Here is a 20,237-nt window from a genome sequence, read left to right as displayed (position 1 = left end):
TCGACCGCCCATTTGAACGTGTGCGGAAGCACGGAGATTTTTTAACTTGACGGGCAGCGGCGCAGCAAGCCGACGTGCCCGGAGGATATGGAAATGACTGATGTTGTGATCGTATCGGCCGCCCGTACGGCAGTAGGCAAATTCGGTGGGTCGCTGGCGAAGGTCGCCGCGCCCGAACTCGGCGCGACGGTGATCCGCGCGGTGCTCGAACGGGCAGGCCTGAAACCCGAGCAGGTCAGTGAAGTGATCCTCGGCCAGGTGCTGACGGCAGGCTCCGGTCAGAACCCGGCGCGTCAGTCGCTGATCAAGGCGGGCGTGCCCAACGCGGTGCCCGGCATGACGATCAACGTGGTGTGCGGCTCGGGGCTGAAGGCCGTGATGCTCGCCGCCAACGCGATCATCGCGGGTGACGCGGATATCGTGGTGGCGGGCGGTCAGGAAAACATGAGCGCCGCACCGCACGTGCTGCCGGGTTCGCGCGACGGCTTCCGGATGGGCGATGCGAAGCTGGTCGACTCGATGATCGTCGACGGTCTGTGGGACGTGTACAACCAGTACCACATGGGCGTGACCGCGGAGAACGTCGCGAAGGAGTACGGGATCACGCGCGAGGCGCAGGACGCATTCGCGGCGCTGTCGCAGAACAAGGCCGAGGCCGCGCAGAAGTCGGGCCGTTTCGACGACGAAATCGTGCCCGTCGAGATTCCGCAGCGCAAGGGCGAGCCGCTGCGTTTCGCCACCGACGAATTCGTGCGTCACGGCGTGACGGCTGAATCGCTTGCGGGCCTGAAGCCGGCTTTCTCGAAGGAAGGCTCGGTCACGGCCGCCAACGCGTCGGGTCTGAACGACGGCGCGGCCGCGGTGCTGGTGATGTCGGCGAAGAAGGCCGAGGCGCTCGGTCTCACGCCGCTCGCGCGCATCAAGGCTTACGCGACCTCCGGTCTCGATCCGAAGGTGATGGGCATGGGCCCGGTGCCGGCGTCGCGCCGCTGTCTCGAGCGCGCAGGCTGGACGGTCGGCGACCTCGACCTGATGGAAATCAACGAGGCGTTCGCCGCGCAGGCGCTCGCCGTGCATCAGCAGATGGGTTGGGACCAGTCGAAGATCAACGTGAACGGCGGCGCGATCGCGATCGGTCACCCGATCGGCGCGTCCGGTTGCCGGATTCTGGTCACGCTGCTGCACGAAATGCAGAAGCGCGACGCGAAGAAGGGTCTGGCGTCGCTGTGTATCGGCGGCGGCATGGGCGTGGCGCTGGCGCTCGAGCGTCTGTAAGCGTGCATGAGCCGAAGGTTGTCGCGCGCCACAGTGCAGCAGGTGGCGCGCGGTGAGGAGTCGCCTCGTCAGCCGGTCGCCCGGCGGCAGCGGAGATGAAGCATAAGGCGAGGAAAGAGGCCGCCGGTCGGCGCCTCGAAAACGAAAAACGGAGTGTAGTTTATGACACAGCGAATTGCGTACGTAACGGGCGGGATGGGCGGCATCGGCACGAGCATTTGCCAGCGGCTGCACAAGGAAGGCTTCAAGGTGGTCGCAGGTTGCGGCCCGAATTCGCCGCGCCGTGTGAAGTGGCTCGAAGAGCAGAAAGCGCTCGGCTATGAGTTCGTCGCGTCGGAAGGCAACGTCGGCGATTGGGAGTCGACCAAAGACGCGTTCGACAAGGTCAAGGCCGAAGTCGGCGAGATCGACGTGCTGGTGAACAACGCGGGTATTACGCGCGACGTCGTGTTCCGCAAGATGACGCATGAAGACTGGACGGCGGTGATCGACACCAACCTGACCAGCCTCTTCAACGTCACCAAGCAGGTGATCGACGGGATGGTCGAGCGCGGTTTCGGCCGGATCATCAATATTTCGTCGGTGAACGGTCAGAAAGGGCAGTTCGGCCAGACCAACTATTCGACGGCGAAGGCCGGCATTCACGGCTTCACGATGGCGCTCGCGCAGGAAGTGGCGACCAAGGGCGTGACGGTCAACACCGTGTCGCCTGGCTACATCGGCACCGATATGGTCAAGTCGATCCGTCCGGACGTGCTGGAAAAGATCGTCGCGACGATTCCGGTGCGCCGTCTCGGTCAGCCGCAGGAAATCGGCTCGATCGTCGCATGGCTCGCATCGGATGAATCGGGTTTCTCCACGGGCGCTGATTTTTCGCTGAACGGCGGTTTGCATATGGGCTGAGCCGGCGCGCGCCGCTCACAAGGCGGCGTGCTTCGGCTCGGATGGTTACGGCGGCGTCTGTCCTGTGCAATACCCGATTGCGCAGCCGGCATGACGCCGTTTCCGCGCTCAACTCGCGCTCAAAGGCGTTACATGACCACTACTACAAAGAAAACAGCCGAACGACTGATCAAGAAATATCCGAATCGTCGGCTCTACGATACCGAGACAAGCACTTACATCACGCTCACGGATGTGAAGCAGCTCGTGCTGGATCAGGAGGATTTCAAGGTCATCGATGCGAAGAGCAACGAGGACCTGACGCGCGCCATTCTGTTGCAGATCATTCTCGAAGAGGAGAGCGGCGGCTTGCCGATGTTCTCGTCGTCGATGTTGTCGCAGATCATCCGTTTCTACGGTCATGCGATGCAGGGCATGATGGGCACGTATCTGGAAAAGAACATCCAGGCCTTCATCGACATCCAGGCGAAGCTCGCCGACCAGTCGAAGAATCTGTACGAAGGCAAGGCGATGAACCCCGAAGTCTGGTCGCAGTTCATGAACATGCAGGCGCCGATGATGCAGGGCATGATGACCAGCTACATCGAGCAGTCGAAGAACATGTTCGTGCAGATGCAGGAGCAGATGCAGAACCAGGCGAAGTCGATGTTCGCGACTTTCCCGTTCGTGCCGGGCGGTCCGGTGAATGCGGCCAATCCTGGCGCACCGGTCAATCCGCAGGGCAATCCGGAGCCGGAGAAGAAGTAAGCGGGCGCCGCTCGGGCGGCGGCTTGCCGGCGCGGTAGAATCGCGGGTTGCGTGCGCGGGGCACGGGTTCGGGCGAGGATCGAAAGGTCCGGTTGCCGGGCCGCCCGGCGCGTGATCCTTCGCGATCCGTTCGATTCTTTGCGTCGCCTTTGTGGTCCTTCTTTGTGGTCCATTTGTGATCGCCACTTTCTGCCGTCGTCATGGCTGTCAGCCCGACAGCGTCAATCTCTATGTCATCCGCATCGCAGCACATTCACCGGACGTCGGCCGCCAGGGCCGCAGAGGCGCCGGTAACCCGATTCAAACGCTTTGATTCCACTCGCGGGCTTCGGCAGAGGCGCGGCGGGGTGGCGTCCGTTGCCGCATGAGCCGGCTGTTTCTCGCCCCGATGGAAGGTCTCGCAGACTACGTGCTGCGCGACGTACTGACCAGTACGGGCGGATTCGACGGGTGTGTGTCCGAGTTCGTGCGGATCACGGGGTCGGTTCTGCCGGAACGGGTCTACGAGCGCGATACGCCCGAGGTACTGCACGGCAGCCGTACGCCCGGCGGTACGCCGATGGTGATTCAACTGCTCGGCAGCGATCCCGGATGGATGGCGCTGAACGCGGCTCACGCGGCTGCGTTGTCGCCGCATGGGGTCGATCTGAACTTCGGCTGCCCGGCCAAGGTCGTCAACCGTCACGGCGGCGGGGCCATGCTGCTGGCTGAGCCCGAACAACTGAACCGGATCGTCGCCGCGGTACGCGCGGCCGTTCCCGCCGGGATTCCCGTGACCGCGAAAATGCGGCTCGGCGTGTCCGATACGTCGCTCGCAATCGACTGCGCGACGGCGCTGGCCGAAGGCGGCGCGGCGTCGCTCGTCGTGCATGCCCGCACGCGCGACGACGGTTACCGGCCGCCGGCGCACTGGGAGTGGATCGCACGCATCGACGCTGCCGTGGGTGTGCCGGTGATCGCCAACGGCGACGTGTGGAGCGCGGCCGACTGGGCGCGCTGCCGGGCGGTGAGCGGTTGTAGCGACGTGATGATCGGGCGCGGCGCCGTGTCGGATCCTTTTCTCGCACTGCGGATCCGGGGAGCGATGGACCCGACGCCATCAGGCGATGAATGGGCCTCCGTGCTCGGCCTGATCGCCGGTTATCTGAAGAAGCTGGAAACGCGGGTCGCGTCGCGGCACGAGCATGGTCGCGTGAAGATGTGGCTCAGCTATCTGAAGCGCACGTGGCCGCAGGCTGCCGAATTGCATGCGGCGATCCGGCGTCTGCATGATTCGCGCGATATTCTCGCGGTGATCGAGTGGGCGCGGGGTGGCGGATCTGCCGCCTGGGCAAAGCGATTGTTGCCTTAGTCCCGAATTGGGACTAAAATGCACGGCATGCGAATCGTTGCCAAGAGAACACTGCCCACTTTCATCGAGAGCCATGCGCGGGCCGAACAAGCGCTGCTTGCGTGGCATCTGGAAGCGTCGAAGGCCAACTGGAAGACTCCACAGGACATCAAGAATCAGTACGCGAGTGCAAGTTTCGTTGGCCGCAACAGAGTGGTGTTCAACATTAAGGGCAACGATTTTCGATTGATTGTTGCGATCGCCTATCAAATCGGTGTCGTCTATGTGAAGTTCGTAGGAACTCACGCCGAATACGACAAGGTAGACGCGGCAACAGTAGAGATGGAGTAACGAAATGGATATTCACCCGATTCGAACCGAGGTAGATTACAAGACCGCCCTGATGACGGTGTCTGCGCTCGTCGATGTTGATCCGGCTCCAGGCACGCCCGACGGTGATCAATTGGAAATTCTGTCGATCCTGATCGAGCGCTACGAAGCTGAGCATTTCCCGTTGAAGGCGCCGAACCCGATCGAGGCGATCAAGTTTCGAATGGAGCAGGCCGGCCTATCGATTCCCGATATGCAACCGTACATCGGAAATAGCAATCGTGTGTACGAGGTGTTGAACGGACGCCGGGCCTTAAGCTTGGCAATGATCCGCCGTCTGCACGAGGGGCTGCATATCCCAGCCGATGTGTTGATCGGATCTGCATAACGAAACACGGCGCAGTGAGGCGCCGTGTTTCGTTTGACCCCCGCGTGCGCCCTATAACCTGTTCAGAGCGCTAAGTGCCAGGATCTCAGCCCATTTAATACCTCGCGCTTTTTGGGAATGTGGATAAGGTAAGGCGATTCGTCGATCGCCAGGCGTCTGCACCGGGCCGACTGCACGATCGCCGGCGCGGTAGAATGCAGGGTTGCGTGCGCGGGACGCTGTCCTGGCTGTGGACAGTATGGCCATTTGCCGTCAGCATCGCCGCGCCGTCCCTAATTGTCGCCATCGTCACCGCTATACGCCGGACCCACCTATGTCGCAGACCATTTCCCCCGCGGTGCCGACTCCTTCGATTCCGAAGGTCGGTTTTGTCAGCCTCGGCTGCCCCAAAGCCCTCGTCGACTCCGAACAGATCATCACGCAACTCCGTGCCGAAGGCTACGAAATCTCCGGCACGTACGACGGCGCGGACCTCGTGGTCGTCAACACCTGCGGTTTCATCGACGAAGCCGTCCAGGAAAGCCTCGACGCAATCGGCGAGGCGCTCAGCGAAAACGGCAAGGTGATCGTCACCGGCTGCCTCGGCGCGAAGAAAAGCGCGAGCGGCTCCGGGCTGATCGAAGAAGTGCATCCGAAGGTGCTGGCCGTGACCGGCCCGCACGCGATCGGCGAGGTGATGCAGCATGTGCACACGCATCTGCCCAAGCCGCACGACCCGTTCGTCGATCTGGTGCCGGCCGCGGGCGTCAAGCTCACGCCGCGTCACTACGCGTATCTGAAGATTTCCGAAGGTTGCAACCACCGTTGCACGTTCTGCATCATCCCGTCGATGCGCGGCGATCTGGTGTCGCGGCCGGTCGCCGAAGTGATGCTAGAAGCAGAAAACCTGTTCAAGTCCGGCGTGAAGGAACTGCTCGTCATTTCGCAGGACACGAGCGCGTACGGCGTCGACGTCAAATATCGCACGGGTTTCTGGAACGGCAAGCCGATCAAGACGCGGATGACCGACCTCGTCGGCGCGCTCGGCGAACTCGCGGCGCAATACGGCGCATGGGTGCGTCTGCATTACGTGTATCCGTATCCGAGCGTCGACGAAATCATTCCGTTGATGGCGGAAGGTCCGTACAAGGGCCACGTGCTGCCGTATCTCGACGTGCCGTTCCAGCACGCGCATCCGGAAGTGCTGAAGCGCATGAAGCGTCCCGCCAATGCCGAGAAGGTGATGGAGCGCGTGAAGGCATGGCGCGAGATGTGCCCGGATCTGACGATCCGCAGCACATTCATCGCCGGCTTCCCGGGCGAGACCGAAGAGCAGTTCGAAACGCTGCTCGATTTCATCCGCGAGGCGGAACTCGACCGCGTGGGCTGCTTTGCGTATTCGCCGGTCGAAGGCGCGACAGCGAACGAACTCGACGGCGCATTGCCCGACGAAGTGCGTGAAGCGCGCCGCGCGCGTTTCATGGAAGTCGCCGAGGAAGTGTCGGCCAAACGCATTGCAAAGAAAGTCGGCAAGACGCTGAAGGTGCTGGTCGACGAGATCAACGCAGACGGCGGCGTCGGTCGTACCGCGGCGGATGCGCCCGAGATCGACGGCGTCGTGTATATCGCGCCGACCACCAAGGCGTCGAAGCGCTATAAGGTCGGCGATTTCGTGTCGGTGAAGATCACCGGCGCCGACGGCCACGATCTGTGGGGCGAGGTTTAAGCGATGGCGGCAAGCTCGGCGTACACGCCGCAAATCCTCGCGCTCGGCGAGGCAATGATCGAATTCAACCAGTCGGCAAAAAATCAGCCGAACTATCTGCAGGGCTTCGGCGGCGATACGTCGAACTTCTGTATCGCCGCGACGCGCCAGGGCGCGCGCACCGGCTTCGTGTCCGCGGTCGGCAGCGACCATTTCGGACGCCTGCTGATCGATCTGTGGGAACGCGAGCAGGTGGATACGTCGTTCGTGCGCATCGATCCGCACGCGTCGAGCGGTGTGTATTTCGTGTCGCACGGTCTTGCTGGCCACGCGTTCGACTATCTGCGCGCCGGCTCGGCCGCGAGCCGCTACGCGCCGCACGACCTGCCGCTCGATGCGATCGCCGCGGCCAAGGTTGTCCATCTGTCGGGCATCAGTCTCGCGATCAGCGCAAGCGCGTGCGACGCGGCGTTCGCCGCGATCGAACATGCGCGCTCGAACGGCGTGCGCGTGAGCTTCGATACGAATCTTCGGTTGAAGCTCTGGCCGCTGGCACGGGCGCGCGCGGTGATGCTCGAAGCGATCCGCCAGACCGACATCTGCCTGCCGAGCTGGGACGACGTCACCGAACTCACCGGCCTGAGCGGCCGCGACGAGATCGTCGATTTCCTGCTGTCGCAGGGTCCGCGCGTGGTCGCGCTGAAGCTCGGCAAGGAAGGCTCGTATATCGCGACGCCCGACGCGCGGCGTATCGTGCCGGGCCATGTCGTCGATGCGGTCGATGCGACCGGCGCGGGCGACTGTTTCGGCGGCGCGTTTATCGCGCGCATCGTCGCGGGCGACGACCCTTTTGCGGCGGCGCGTTACGCGAATGTTGCCGCGGCGCTGTCCACGCAAGGTTACGGCGCGGTCGCGCCGATTCCGTCGCGCGCCGCGGTCGAACAGATTCTGGCGGGCTGACGCAAGGCGCTGCGGCGTCTGGCCGGTTCTGGCCGGCCGCCGGCGCAGAATCATCTTTCTTCAGAGACTACAGAGGAGCGAGCGATGCAACGGGAAGTCGTGGTGGTCAGCGGAGTGCGTACGGCAATCGGCGGATTTGGCGGCAGTCTGAAGGACTTTCCGCCGACCGATCTGGGCGCGCGCGTCGTCCGTGAGGTGCTGTCGCGTGCCGGCGTATCCGGCGACGAAGTCGGGCACGTGGTGTTCGGCAACGTTGTGCATACCGAAGCGAAAGACATGTATCTGGCCCGCGTCGCCGCGATCAACGGCGGCGTGGCGCAGCATGCGCCGGCGTTGACGGTGAACCGCCTGTGCGGCTCGGGCTTGCAGGCCATCGTATCGGCCGCGCAAAGCGTGTTGCTCGGCGACGCCGACATCGCGATCGGCGGCGGCGCGGAAAACATGAGCCGCGCGCCGTATTCGATGCCCGCGGCGCGCTTCGGCCAGCGCATGGGCGACGCGCGTCTCGTCGATATGATGGTCGGCGCGCTCAACGACCCGTTCCAGTCGATCCATATGGGCGTGACCGCCGAGAACGTCGCGCGCAAATACGACATTTCGCGCGAAGCACAAGACGCGCTCGCGCTCGAATCGCATCGCCGCGCGGCGCATGCGATCACGAACGGCTACTTCAAGGAACAGATCCTGCCGATCACGATTCCGTCCCGAAAAGGCGATGTCGTGTTCGACACGGACGAGCACGCACGCCTGAACGCAACGGCTGAAGACTTCTCCAAACTGAAGCCGGTGTTCGCGAAGGAAAACGGTACGGTGACCGCGGGCAATGCGTCGGGTATCAACGACGCTGCGGCGGCCGTCGTGCTGATGGAGCGCAGTGTTGCCGAGCAGCGCGGCGTCAAGCCGTTGGCGCGCCTCGTGTCGTACGCGCATGCGGGCGTCGATCCGGCGTACATGGGCATCGGCCCGGTGCCGGCCACGCAGAAGGCGCTCGAACGGGCCGGTCTGAGCGTCGCCGACCTCGACGTGATCGAGGCGAACGAAGCGTTCGCCGCGCAGGCGTGCGCGGTCAGCAAGGAACTCGGCTTCGATCCCGCCAAGGTCAATCCGAACGGTTCGGGCATTTCGCTCGGGCATCCGATCGGCGCGACCGGCGCGCTGATCACGGTCAAGGCGCTGTACGAACTGCAGCGCATCGGCGGTCGTTACGCGCTGGTGACGATGTGCATCGGCGGCGGCCAGGGCATCGCGGCGATCTTCGAGCGGATCTGACGCGCGGTCGCCGCTCGCATGCAATAGGCACGCAACAAGCACGCAACAAGCACGCAACAAGGAATGGAACGGATGCAGGAATCGATCGACCCCACGGTGCGCCGGCATGGGCACTTCCTTCGCGGTGTGATGAGCGCCGCGGTTTTGCTGTGCGCAAGCGGCGCGGTGCTGCTGCCCGTGCAGGCTTCGGCGCAAAGCGACGCGGTCAAGGCGTTGGCCGCGCCGCCGCCGATCCAGTTGCCGCTCAAGCCGAGCCCCGAGTTCGCCAAATTTCCGCGCTATGCCGGCATGCTGGGTTCGCGGCAGATCGTGCTGCGGCTCGGTGCGAAAACCGACGACCCGGCGGGCGTGCACGGTGAATATCAGTACACCGATACCGGCGAAGTGATTCTGATCGCGGGCGATCGCGACGGCGACACGCTCGAAGTCGAAGAGTCGAACGACGGCACGCATATCACCGGTAACTGGGTCGGCAAGTTTGCCGCTAACGGATCGGTGTCGGGCGAGCGGATGAACGTCGACGATTCCGATCCCCGGGAGTTCGATTTGAAGCCGCTGGCGGCGGGGCAGGCGGTGCCTCCTGCGGCTGCTGCCGGTGGCGTGGGTGGCGTGGGTGGCAGCAATGGCGCCAACGTGCCGCAGCCGTCCGCGAGCGGGGCTGCGGCGCCCGCAGTTGCGTCTGCGGTAAGCACCGGTCACGCGGTGGGCGGCGTCAGCAACCTGCAAACCGGCGAATAAGCGGGCAAGCAGCTGGCAAGTAGCGGGCAAATAAGCAACAGACGCCATCGCACACGCTGCCCGCGTCTTTGCTTCCGTAGGATTTTCACCGACCTTCACCATGACTCAATCCAAACTCAAACGCGGTCTGCAAACTCGTATCGTACGCACCGAAGATCAGCTCACGCCGGGTTTCGAATCGTTCTCGATGCCGGTCACGCGCGCGTCGACGGTGGTGTTCCCCGATCTCGCGACAATGCGCGCGCTCGACTGGAAGAGCGATGCGCAATGGCGCTACGGCCTCCATGCCACGCCCACGTCGCTCGCACTCGCGCAGCGGCTCGCGGTGATTGAAGGCGGTAATCACGCGCTGTTGCAGCCGTCGGGGTTGTCGTCGATTTCGAATGTGTATTTCGGCCTCGTCAAAGCCGGTGACGACGTGCTGATTCCCGACAACGTCTACTCGCCGAATCGCGATCACGGCGACTGGCTCGCGCACGATTTCGGCATCACGGTGCGTTACTACGATCCGATGATCGGCGCGGGGATTGCCGATCTGATCCAGCCGAACACGCGTCTGATCTGGCTCGAGGCGCCGGGCTCGGTAACCATGGAAGTCGCCGACGTGCCCGCGATCACCGCAGTTGCACGCGCGCGCAACGTCGTCACGGCGATCGACAACACGTGGTCCGCGGGACTCGGCTTCCGGCCGTTCGACCACGGCGTCGACATCTCGGTGCAGGCGCTGACCAAATATCAGTCGGGTGCCGGCGACGTGCTGATGGGCGCGACAATTACCGTCGACCGCGAATTGCACCTGAAGCTGAAGACGGCGCGTATGCGCTTGGGTATCGGCGTTTCGTCGGACGACTGTTCGTTGATCCTGCGCAGTCTGCCGACGATGCAATTGCGCTTCAAGGAACATGACCGTGTGGCGCTCGGGCTTGCGCACTGGCTGAAGACGCGGCCGGAAATCGCCGCAGTGCTGCATCCGGCGCTGCCGGATTGTCCGGGGCATGAGTTCTACAAGCGCGACTTCACGGGCGCGGGCGGGCTGTTCTCGGTCGTGTTCGACGAGCGCTACAGCGCGGCGCAGATCGATACGTTCTGCGAGTCGCTGGAACTGTTTTCGATCGGCTGGAGTTGGGGCGGCGCGCACAGCCTCGCGATGCCGTACGACGTCGCGTCGATGCGTACCGCGGGCGACTGGCCGCATCGCGGCACGTTGGTGCGGTTCTACATCGGACTCGAAGAGGAGGCCGATTTGCGGGCGGATATCGAGCAGTGTCTGGTCGCGCTGGGGTGAACGGCGCCTGAGGTTTTCCGATTCGGTTGTTGAGTGCTGAGTGCTGAGTGTTGAGTGTTGCAAGCCCATCGGGATGACGTCCCGGTGGGCTTTTTAATATGGGTGCGCTTCGACGCATACCCTGGCCATCCGGCTGAATGTTCAGACTCGAGTCTCGACCTTACGATGGTGCGCATCCTGTTCAACGGTTGCTGCGCGATGGTGAGTTTCGATGAATCTGTTCTTCTGGATGTTGCTGAATCTTGGCGTGCCGATCTTCGGCCCGATGTTGACGCTCGCGCTCATCGCACCCACGCACGGGTGGCACGTCGCAAAGCGGTTGATCGCCGCGTCGGTGAAAGACGGGCAACTGTTCTGGTGCGCGATCGGTTTGTGTGCGGCTGGGGTGTATGAGGCGATGAGCGCGTTGGAGCAGGGGCGGGGAAGGGTTCCGGTGCTGGAACTGGGGATTGGCATGTACAGTTTTTTTGCGTTTATCTGCTCGACCATTGTGACGTTGATGTCGCTTGCGTCGTATGAGCATCAAACCGGCGGCAGAGCAGATGCAATTCGAAGTGCGCGCCTCGAATCCATGCAGCGCAGGCAAGCCATCTGGTCGATCTACCTGACCGCTGCTGCCACGATTTTATTCGTCGTGCTTCATATCTATCTGATCTGGTTTTGGGATATGGCGCTATTTATAATGGACACTTAACGGAGAGGATGATGAAGAAACTTGCAAAATTTCTTGGATCTGAACGAGGTTTCGACTGTGTGTGCTGGTGGGCCGGCGGAGTGATGACCTCATGTACGGTATTGGGGCTGATCGTGTTCTCTGCCATGTGGCCAAAGAAGTGAATTCAAGGCCTGCGCCGGTCGTCGCGTCAAGCTGGCCGGCGCGGCACCCTGACTTCAGAACAACCGCAACAACCCATCCAGTCCAACATAGTTGAACGCCACGCTGGCGGCTTCGCGCACCACCGGCTTCGCGCGGAACGCCACAGACAATCCCGCGGCCGCCATCATTTTCAGATCGTTCGAACCATCGCCCATTGCGATCGCGCGAGTTGATTCGATACCGAGTTGAGCGCAGGTTTCACGCAACGTACGAGCCTTCACATCGGCGTTGACGATCTCGCCGATAACCTTCCCGGTCAGTTTCCCGTCGACGATTTCAAGTGTGTTCGCACGTGTGAAATCGAGCCCGAGCCGCGCCTTCAACTTCTCGGTGAAGAATGTGAAACCGCCCGACACCAGCAGCGTTTTCAAACCCGCGGCCTTCGCGCCAGCCAGCATCTGCTCGGCACCAGGCGAGAGTTGCAACCGCTCCTCGTATACGCGTTCGAGCGCGCCGGCGTCGAGGCCTTCAAGCAACGCGACGCGGCGCGTCAGGCTTTCGTTGAAGTCCTTGATCTCGCCGCGCATCGAGGCTTCCGTGATCGCCGCCACTTCCGCTTTCAGGCCGCAGAAGTCCGCGATTTCGTCGATACATTCGATCGTGATCAGCGTCGAATCCATGTCCATCGCGACCAGGCCGAAATCGCCCAGGCGGCGGCCGGTGTCGACAAATGCATAGTCCAGCTGGTGCGTGCCGCAGTAGACGTCGAGGTCGGGGCGTTGCGCGACATCGGCATCGGCGATACGGATCGCGTTCGCGTCGAGCGCGGTAGCGTGCGAGCCGCGAGCGAGTGCGACGAGCGTCTTGTGGTGATCGGCGGAAAGGGGCGCGGGACTTTGGATGACGAGGTTCATAAGACGCAAGGACGCGAAATAGGCGGGCGTGAGGGGCGGGCGCGCGGCGCGCGCGGAAAATCCCGCTATTGTAGCGGGTCGATGGCGCACGCCCGCCACGACCTCGTCACCTATCCGATCCAGCAGTGCACACCGTATCTTTTGCCGACATAACGCAAGACTTACAGCCGCTTGCGCCACCGTTGCCGCCATTCCGGCCGGCCGTTGAACGCCCGTCATGCCGGGCAAGCCCGTGGCACGATTGCTGCTCCACCGAAGGTCCTGGGCCTTAGGGAGCGCACGATGGCACACATGATCTGGAAGGGCGCAATCAGCTTTGGCCTCGTCCACGTTCCGGTGCAACTGTATCCGGCGACGCAGTCCGAAAAAGTCGGCTTCAATCTGCTGGACAAGCGCACGATCGATCCGATCGGCTACAAGCAGATCAACAAGCGCACGGGCAAGGACGTGACGCGCGACAACATCGTGCGCGGCTTCGAGTATGAAAAGGACAAGTACGTCGTGCTGTCGGACGACGAGATCCGCTCGGCGAATCCGGAGTCGACGCAGACGGTCGATATCCTTGCGTTCGTCGACGCCCCCGATATTTCCTTCCTGTATCTCGACACGCCCTATTTTCTGACCCCCGACCGCAAAGGCGAAAAGGTCTACGCGTTGTTGCGCGAAGCTATGAAGGAATCGGGCAAGATCGGCGTCGCCAATGTGGTGTTGCACAACAAGCAGCATCTCGCCGCGCTGATTCCGGTCGGACCGATGCTGGCGCTCAACACGCTGCGGTGGTCCGCGGAAGTGCGCGATTTCGACGAATTCAAGGTGCCCGCGGACGGCGTGAAGAAAGCCGGCGTCACCGCTCGCGAACTCGACATGGCGAGAAAGCTGATCGACGACATGAGCGACACGTGGGACCCGTCGAGTTATCACGACACGTTCCGCGACGACATCATGGCGCTGGTCGATCGCAAGATTCGCGCGGGCAAGACCGAGGAAATCACCGACGTCGAAACGCCGCACGAAGCGCGTCAATCCGCGGACATCCTCGATCTGTCCGATCTGCTGAAGCGCAGTCTCGGACGCGGTGGCAAAGCAAAGCCGGCAACCAGCGCGCGCAAGAAGACCGCCGAAGCCGAAGCCGAGGCTGAAGACGACGGAGAGGCCGATGAGCCGGCCGCCACCACGCGCAAGAAGAGCCCGGCGAGTACCGCTGGCACCAAACGGGCCGCACGTTCCACGACCCGTGGCGGCACAAGCGGCACAAGCGGCACCAGCGGCACCAGCGGCAGCGCGGCCAAAACCGCCCCGGCGGCGCGCAAACGCCGCGCGGCCGCCTGAGTCGACGTACTGACATCGCCACTCATCAAACCGCGACGGCCATGAACGAAAGGCTCGATCTCTACAACCGCAAGCGGCGCTTCAACGAAACGCCGGAGCCTTCGGGCGCGGCTGCGGGCAAGAAATCGACCCGAAAAAAAGCGGCGCCCGAGACCTTGTCGTACGTGATTCAGGAGCACGACGCACGGCGTCTTCATTACGACTTCCGGCTCGAGCTGAACGGTGCGTTGTTGTCGTGGGCTGTGCCGAAGGGGCCGAGTCTGGATCCGTCGGTGAAACGGCTCGCGGTGCATGTCGAAGATCATCCGATCGAATACGGTTCGTTCGAAGGCGAGATTCCGCCCGGCAACTACGGTGCGGGCTCGGTGATCGTGTGGGATCGCGGCACATGGGAACCAGCCGGCGGCGCTGTCGAAGCGGCCACAGCGTACAAGGCCGGCAAGCTCAAATTTCACCTCAGCGGCGAGAAACTGCGCGGCGGCTGGACGCTCGTGCGCAGCCACATGCGCGGCAGCGGCGACAAGGAGCAATGGCTGCTGATCAAGGAACGCGACGACGAAGCCCGCGCTGAAAGCGAATACGACGTACTGAAGGCGTTGCCAGGCAGCGTGCTCGCGGGCGGCGCTTCTGCGAGCAAGACTGGCCGGAACAAAAAGCCGCCTGCGAAAAAATCCGCTGCCGGCACAAACGCAGGCACAAACGCCGGCACAAACGCAAACACTACGGCAAGCAAGTCCTCATCGCGCCGCGCCGACCCGAAGAAAACCGACATCGTCGCGACACGCAGCACGCCATCGTTGCGTGAACTGGCGGTATCGCCTTCGATCGAAGGTGCGTCAAAAGCCGCATTGCCGGCCACGTTCAAGCCGCAACTCGCGACGCTCGTCGACGCCGCGCCGCCCGGCGGCGAGTGGTCGTACGAAATCAAGTTCGACGGCTACCGGGTGCTGGTCCGCATCGACCATCAGGCGAAAGGCGACGCGATCGGGATTTTCACGCGGGCCGGCAACGACTGGACCGCGAAGTTCAGCAAACAGGTGAAAGCATTCGATCAACTCGCGATCGAGCGGGCGTGGCTCGATGGCGAAGCGGTGGTGCTCGACGCAAACGGCGTGCCGAATTTCCAGTCGCTGCAAAACGCGTTCGACTCGAACCGTCCGCAGGACATCGTGATCTATCTGTTCGACGTGCCGTTCCTGAACGGCTACGACCTGCGCGACGTGCCGCTCGAACAGCGCCGCGCGCTTCTGCGCGCGCTGCTGGAAGAAGTCGACGACAGCGTGCTGCGCTTCTCGAACGACTTCGCGTTCAGCGCCGACGACCTGCTGAAGAGCGCGTGCGACATGGCGCTCGAAGGCATCATCGGCAAACGGCGCGACAGCGGCTACACGTCGGGGCGCTCGCCGGCTTGGATCAAACTGAAGTGCCGGCGGCGTCAGGAGTTCGTGATCGGCGGCTATTCGGAACCGTCGGGCAGCCGCGCGGCGTTCGGCGCGCTGCTGCTCGGTGTCCATGACGACGACGGTAAATTGCAGTACGCCGGCCGCGTCGGCACCGGTTTTGACGCGGCGCTGCTGCGCTCGGTCAAGAAGGCGCTCGACGCGCGCGCGAGCAAACGTATGCCGTTCGCCGAAGCGCCGCGCGAGCGCAGCCGTACACCCGTGCATTGGGTCGAGCCGACACTCGTCTGCGAATGCAATTTCGCCGAATGGACCGGCGAACGCATCGTGCGGCAAGCGTCGTTCGTGAGTCTGCGCGACGACAAACCCGCGCGACAAATCGTCAAGGAAGCCCCCCGTCAAGGAGCCGACGTGCAACAGCAAACCGACACCCAGGCCGACGCCACGCCGAAGCAACGCGCGACCAGAAAGACCGCGGCAAAAACCGCAACAAAGACCGCAACAAAGACCGCAACAAAGACCGCAACAAAGACCGCAACAAAGACCGCAACAAAGAAAACCTCTGCCGCAACCCAAACCCCCACCGCCAAAACGAAATCCGCCGCCGCGCCGACAGAAATCGCAAGCGTCCGCGTATCCCACCCCGACCGCGTGATCGACAAAAGCAGCGGCACGCGCAAGATCGATCTGGTGCAGTACTACGAATCGGTTGTCGACTGGATGCTGCCGCATTTGCAGGACCGGCCGGTCTCGCTGGTGCGTGCGCCGGAGGACATCGGCGGCGAGCTGTTCTTCCAGAAGCACAGCCAGAAGCTGTCGATTCCGAACGTCACGCAGCATCCCGATCTCGACCCCGGCCATCCGCCGCTGATCACCGTCGATACGCTGAAGGCGCTGGTCGGCGCCGCGCAAATGGGCACCGTGGAATTTCACACGTGGAACGGCGTGGTGTCGAACCTGGAAAAACCCGACCGGATGGTGTTCGATCTCGACCCGGATGCGTCGCTCGGCTGGGAGCGGATGATCGAGGCTGCGCAGCTCACGCGTTCGCTGCTCGATGAACTCGGTCTCAAGTCGTTTTGCAAGACGAGCGGCGGCAAAGGCTTTCATGTGGTCGTGCCGCTCGCCAAACAGGCCGGCTGGGACGAAGTGAAGAATTTCTCGCAGGCGGTCGCGCAGCATATGGCAAGCACGCTGCCCCAATACTTCAGCGCGAAGATGGGCGCGCAGAACCGCAAGCAGAAGATTTTCGTCGACTACCTGCGCAACAACCGCGGCTCCAGCACGGTGGCTGCGTTTTCGGCGCGGGCGCGGCCAGGGCTCGGTGTGTCGGTGCCGCTGACGTGGGACGAGGTCGCGCAAACCACCCGCGGCGATCAATGGAACATCGCGAACCTGCACGAACGTCTCGCGGATCTCAAGCGCGACCCGTGGGCCGATTACGCGAAGACGCGGCAACGCATCACCGCTGCAATGAAAAAACGTCTGGACGAGGCGGGCTGATGCAATGCATGCGCCATCGGCGCTTCGTGCCTCGTGTATCGCACGCGACTCAACGATTCGTATCAATCAGAAGGAGCAAGCCATGAAAACCTCACCGCAATCTTCGGACGGCGACAAGCAAGCCGATCCGCACGCAAAGAAGCATCCGCGCTCGCTGCAGGAGGCTTCCGCGCCCCTGCCGCATGAAGCGGATCAGGACCCCGAGTCGCAACACGAAGACGGCCCGCGCCATGTCGGCAAACAGGCGCATAGCGACATCGAGCGCGGCTTGAAGGACACGGACCGCCGTGGCGGCGACGAGTATCAGCAGAAAACCCAGAACGACGCGCACACGGACGTCAATTCCGACGGCAAAGGGCGTGGCAAGTGACTCAGTGCCAGGTGATTCAGTGCCGAGTTCACCCACGAGCATCGCGCCGATCGGAATCCCAATACGGCGGATCGCCAAAATGGGCCGCAAGAAATTCGATGAACGCGAGCGTTTTCGGCGGCACGAACGCGCGGCTCGGATAGACTGCCCAGATCGCCACGTTCTCGGCGAGCGGATAGCGGTCGAGTACGCTGACGAGCGCGCCGCTGCGCAAGTGCGGCGCGACGTCCCACGTCGATTTCAGTGCGATGCCGAAGCCGGCGAGCAGCGCGTCGCGGATCACCTCGCCGTTATCGGCGACGAGACGTCCGCTCACGCGCACGTCGAGCGTCCCGGCGGGCGTGACGAACGCCCAGTCGCGCTGGCCCGACAGAATCACGCATTCATGCCGGGTCAGTTCGGACGGATGATGCGGCGTGCCGTGCGCATCGAGATACGCGGGCGCGGCGCAGATCACGCGATGGTTCACCGCGAGCCGTCGCGCGACCAGCGACGAATCCTTCAGCACGCCGATACGAATCGCGACGTCGATACCGGCATCGACCAGATCGACGAGTTGATCCGTCAAGCGCAGATCGACGCTCACGCCCGGATAACGGCGCAGAAATTCGCCGATCACGGGCGATACGTGCTGCCGCCCGAACGACGAAGGCATCGACACCCGCAAACGGCCTTGCGGCTCGGCCTGGGCGCGACCGACGCTGGCGCGCGCGGCATCGGCTGCATCGAGCAGGCTCTGCGCGCGCGTCATGAAGACTTCGCCTTCCTGCGTGAGGCTGATGCGGCGGGTGGTCCGGTGCAGCAGCCGCGCGCCGAGCAGCTTTTCCAGTTGTGCGATGCGCGAACTCGCGACCGCCGCGGAGAGACCGAATTCACGACCCGCCGCCGACACGTTGGCGAGCAACGCGGCGCGCACGAACAGCGCGACGTCGAGCAGATCGAGTCGATCCCGTTCGGTGTTCGCCGCGCGGGCGTGGCCGGAGGGAGCCGCAGGCGAGTCGTCGTGATCCGTCATTATTCGGAAATTCAAAAAGATGTTTCAGTCATTATGACGGTTTTAGAAGATGAAGAACCGGCCTACGATGACACCATCCGATGAAACAACCAGGAGCTGTGATGAAAGCCGTAGGTCTCTATCGTTACTTGCCGATCGATCAAGCCGAATCGCTGGTCGACGTCGACATCCCGCAGCCGGAAGCAACCGGCCGTGATCTGCTCGTGAAAGTCGAGGCGATTTCGGTCAATCCGGTGGACACCAAGGTGCGCGCACCGAAAGACACCGTCGAAAAAGCGCCGCGCGTGCTGGGCTGGGACGCGGCCGGCACGGTGGTCGCGGTCGGGCCGGACGTGACGCTGTTCAAGGTCGGCGATCCGGTGTTCTACGCCGGCAGCATCACGCGGCCGGGCGCGAACAGCGAGTTTCATCTGGTCGACGAGCGGATCGTGGGCCGCAAGCCGGCGTCGCTCGATTTCAGCCACGCGGCCGCGTTGCCGCTGACGGCGATCACAGCGTGGGAAGCGCTGTTCGACCGCCTCGGCGTGTCGCCGCAAGGCGCGGACGAAGGCCGCACGGTGCTGATCATCGGCGGCGCGGGCGGGGTTGGGTCGATCGGGATCCAACTGGCGAGGCAACTCGCGAAGCTCAAGGTGATCGCGACCGCATCGCGGCCGGAGTCCGCGAAATGGGCGACCGAGCTGGGCGCGGATCATATCGTCGACCACTTCGGCGACATGCCCGCGCAACTGAAAAAGCTCGGCATCGACCAGGTCGACTACGTGCTGATGTTCAACGACACCGACAAGCATTTCCCCGCGGCCGCCGAAGTGATCAAGCCGCAGGGCGGCATCTGCACGATCGTCGAGAACAGCAAACCGGTGCCGGTCGAATTGTTGAAGGCGAAGAGCGCGGCGTTTCACTGGGAATTCATGTTCACGCGTTCGATGTTCGGTACACCCGACATGATCGAACAGCACAAGCTGCTGACCGAGGTCGCGCGTCTGGTGGATGCCGGCGCGTTGCGTACGACGGTCGGCCAGAACCTCGGCAAGATCAACGCCGAAAATCTGCGTCGTGCGCACGAGTTGCTTGAAGAAGGACGCGCGATCGGCAAGCTGGTGCTGACGGGTTTCTGAGCCGCGCTGGGCCACGCGCAGATTCACGTGCTGGGCCACGGTGGATCGCCTTGGGCCAGATTGGGCCGCGCGTGAGAGCAGAAAACGCTTTGCCGCAAGCGGGTTAACACCCGATGCCGGCAAAGCGCGCGTAGCGCCGCTTGGCGTTAGACTGGCAGGGCAGCATGCTAAAAACAACTGCACGTCTCGTCTTTCGGCGTCTGCCGTCTTGCGGCTCGCCCGGTCGACAGAATCGCCGGGCGGCGCGCAGGCAGTGGCGCTTCGGCGAGCGCGCAGCGGCACAACAAGGAGGTGACAGTATGAGCTCCAGCTTCAAACTCTCCGCCGTTTCCGTTGTTGCTTCTGTCGTCGCTTCACTCGCTTGCGCGCTCTTGCCCGCGGCCCACGCGGCCACGCCGATCACGGTCACGTCGCAGTCCGCGCTCGATGGCCCGATCCGCTACACGGTTCGCGTCACGTCCAAACAGTTTGGCAATTCGCAGGAAACCCGCACGATCCGCTCGGGCGAATCCGACGATTTCACATGGAAGACCGTGCCGCCCGGCGGCCCGGTGCCGGGCACGGATGCCTGCCCGAACTACGCCTCTTTGCCGACCGACACGAATGGCGCGATGATCCGCCAGACGCAGATCCGTTTCGCGCCGGTGGTGGCCGGCGACGGCACGGCGACCGTGCAGATGAGCTTCCAGGCGCAGACGCCGCACGGTGTCAAAACGGTGACGGCCGGCGGCAAATCGCTCAAGTGTCCGAACGACGTGACGGTGAGTCAGATTTTGCGTTTCACGATGCCGGTGAACGGCAGCACGAAAACGCTGACGCTCAACGACGGCACTGAAGTCGCGATCACCGCGAAGCGTTAGGC

Annotated in this window: 19 protein-coding genes; 17 read left to right on the top strand and 2 right to left on the bottom strand. The window is 63.2% G+C overall.

Annotation, left to right across the window (positions count from 1 at the left end; genetic code table 11):
* The first annotated feature begins 93 nt into the window (after window positions 1–93).
* The 12 genes from PQQ51_RS15370 (at window position 94) to PQQ51_RS15315 (ending at window position 11,603) form a co-directional block, all read left to right on the top strand.
* Window positions 94–1,275 (top strand): acetyl-CoA C-acetyltransferase, encoded by a 1,182-nt coding sequence (locus PQQ51_RS15370; RefSeq protein WP_408497638.1) that lies wholly within the window; start codon window positions 94–96, stop codon window positions 1,273–1,275.
* A 162-nt stretch (window positions 1,276–1,437) separates the two neighbouring features.
* On the top strand, window positions 1,438–2,178 hold the full coding sequence (locus PQQ51_RS15365; protein WP_408497637.1) for a 3-ketoacyl-ACP reductase: 741 nt from the start codon (window positions 1,438–1,440) through the stop codon (window positions 2,176–2,178).
* Window positions 2,179–2,310: 132 nt separating this feature from the next.
* The gene (gene phaR, locus PQQ51_RS15360) at window positions 2,311–2,925 is read left to right on the top strand and encodes a polyhydroxyalkanoate synthesis repressor PhaR (protein ID WP_408497636.1); all 615 of its coding nucleotides are present in this window, start codon (window positions 2,311–2,313) and stop codon (window positions 2,923–2,925) included.
* Window positions 2,926–3,289: 364 nt separating this feature from the next.
* A complete protein-coding gene (locus PQQ51_RS15355) occupies window positions 3,290–4,276 on the top strand; it encodes a tRNA dihydrouridine synthase (protein ID WP_408497635.1) in 987 nt (328 codons plus the stop codon).
* A gap of 27 nt (window positions 4,277–4,303) precedes the next feature.
* The gene (locus PQQ51_RS15350) at window positions 4,304–4,606 is read left to right on the top strand and encodes a type II toxin-antitoxin system HigB family toxin (protein WP_408497634.1); all 303 of its coding nucleotides are present in this window, start codon (window positions 4,304–4,306) and stop codon (window positions 4,604–4,606) included.
* Between the two features lie 4 nt (window positions 4,607–4,610).
* Window positions 4,611–4,973: a helix-turn-helix domain-containing protein gene (locus PQQ51_RS15345; protein WP_408497633.1), complete on the top strand. Its 363-nt coding sequence runs from the start codon at window positions 4,611–4,613 to the stop codon at window positions 4,971–4,973.
* 313 nt (window positions 4,974–5,286) lie between these two features.
* Window positions 5,287–6,678 carry a 30S ribosomal protein S12 methylthiotransferase RimO gene (rimO, locus tag PQQ51_RS15340; RefSeq protein ID WP_408497632.1) on the top strand — a complete coding sequence of 464 codons (1,392 nt, stop codon included), beginning with the start codon at window positions 5,287–5,289 and terminating at the stop codon, window positions 6,676–6,678.
* A 3-nt stretch (window positions 6,679–6,681) separates the two neighbouring features.
* On the top strand, window positions 6,682–7,617 hold the full coding sequence (locus PQQ51_RS15335) for a sugar kinase (protein ID WP_408497631.1): 936 nt from the start codon (window positions 6,682–6,684) through the stop codon (window positions 7,615–7,617).
* Window positions 7,618–7,701: 84 nt separating this feature from the next.
* Window positions 7,702–8,886 (top strand): beta-ketothiolase BktB, encoded by a 1,185-nt coding sequence (gene bktB, locus PQQ51_RS15330; protein WP_408497630.1) that lies wholly within the window; start codon window positions 7,702–7,704, stop codon window positions 8,884–8,886.
* 72 nt (window positions 8,887–8,958) lie between these two features.
* Window positions 8,959–9,624, top strand: a complete 666-nt coding sequence (locus PQQ51_RS15325; RefSeq protein WP_408497629.1) for a hypothetical protein — start codon at window positions 8,959–8,961, stop codon at window positions 9,622–9,624.
* 100 nt (window positions 9,625–9,724) lie between these two features.
* Window positions 9,725–10,909 carry a cystathionine beta-lyase gene (locus PQQ51_RS15320; protein WP_408497628.1) on the top strand — a complete coding sequence of 395 codons (1,185 nt, stop codon included), beginning with the start codon at window positions 9,725–9,727 and terminating at the stop codon, window positions 10,907–10,909.
* Between the two features lie 211 nt (window positions 10,910–11,120).
* On the top strand, window positions 11,121–11,603 hold the full coding sequence (locus tag PQQ51_RS15315; protein WP_408497627.1) for a hypothetical protein: 483 nt from the start codon (window positions 11,121–11,123) through the stop codon (window positions 11,601–11,603).
* A gap of 197 nt (window positions 11,604–11,800) precedes the next feature.
* Here PQQ51_RS15315 and serB read toward each other — a convergent pair whose 3' ends face one another.
* Complete coding sequence (serB, locus tag PQQ51_RS15310; RefSeq protein ID WP_408497625.1) at window positions 11,801–12,640, bottom strand: phosphoserine phosphatase SerB; 840 nt, start codon at window positions 12,638–12,640, stop codon at window positions 11,801–11,803.
* A gap of 282 nt (window positions 12,641–12,922) precedes the next feature.
* On the opposite strand from serB, the gene ku reads away from it, so the two are divergent.
* From ku to PQQ51_RS15295, 3 genes are all read left to right on the top strand, one after another.
* Window positions 12,923–13,969, top strand: coding sequence for a non-homologous end joining protein Ku (gene ku, locus PQQ51_RS15305; protein WP_408497624.1), 1,047 nt, complete (start codon window positions 12,923–12,925; stop codon window positions 13,967–13,969).
* 41 nt (window positions 13,970–14,010) lie between these two features.
* Window positions 14,011–16,872 (top strand): DNA ligase D, encoded by a 2,862-nt coding sequence (ligD, locus tag PQQ51_RS15300; RefSeq protein ID WP_408497623.1) that lies wholly within the window; start codon window positions 14,011–14,013, stop codon window positions 16,870–16,872.
* Between the two features lie 82 nt (window positions 16,873–16,954).
* Window positions 16,955–17,242 carry a hypothetical protein gene (locus tag PQQ51_RS15295; RefSeq protein ID WP_408497621.1) on the top strand — a complete coding sequence of 96 codons (288 nt, stop codon included), beginning with the start codon at window positions 16,955–16,957 and terminating at the stop codon, window positions 17,240–17,242.
* 28 nt (window positions 17,243–17,270) lie between these two features.
* On the opposite strand, the gene PQQ51_RS15290 is transcribed toward PQQ51_RS15295, so the two are convergent.
* On the bottom strand, window positions 17,271–18,257 hold the full coding sequence (locus tag PQQ51_RS15290) for a LysR family transcriptional regulator (RefSeq protein WP_408497620.1): 987 nt from the start codon (window positions 18,255–18,257) through the stop codon (window positions 17,271–17,273).
* 101 nt (window positions 18,258–18,358) lie between these two features.
* On the opposite strand from PQQ51_RS15290, the gene PQQ51_RS15285 reads away from it, so the two are divergent.
* Together PQQ51_RS15285 and PQQ51_RS15280 are read left to right on the top strand one after the other, a co-directional pair.
* Window positions 18,359–19,375 (top strand): zinc-binding alcohol dehydrogenase family protein, encoded by a 1,017-nt coding sequence (locus PQQ51_RS15285; protein ID WP_408497619.1) that lies wholly within the window; start codon window positions 18,359–18,361, stop codon window positions 19,373–19,375.
* Between the two features lie 299 nt (window positions 19,376–19,674).
* Entirely contained in the window at window positions 19,675–20,235 is a 561-nt protein-coding gene (locus PQQ51_RS15280; RefSeq protein WP_408497618.1) for a DUF6013 family protein, read from the top strand.
* Window positions 20,236–20,237: the final 2 nt, after the last annotated feature.

It is taken from the genome of Paraburkholderia xenovorans, assembly GCF_046030735.1.
Classification (GTDB): domain Bacteria; phylum Pseudomonadota; class Gammaproteobacteria; order Burkholderiales; family Burkholderiaceae; genus Paraburkholderia; species Paraburkholderia xenovorans_A.
Note: the sequence above shows the minus strand (reverse complement) of the source record. Positions and strands in the feature narration are given on the sequence as shown.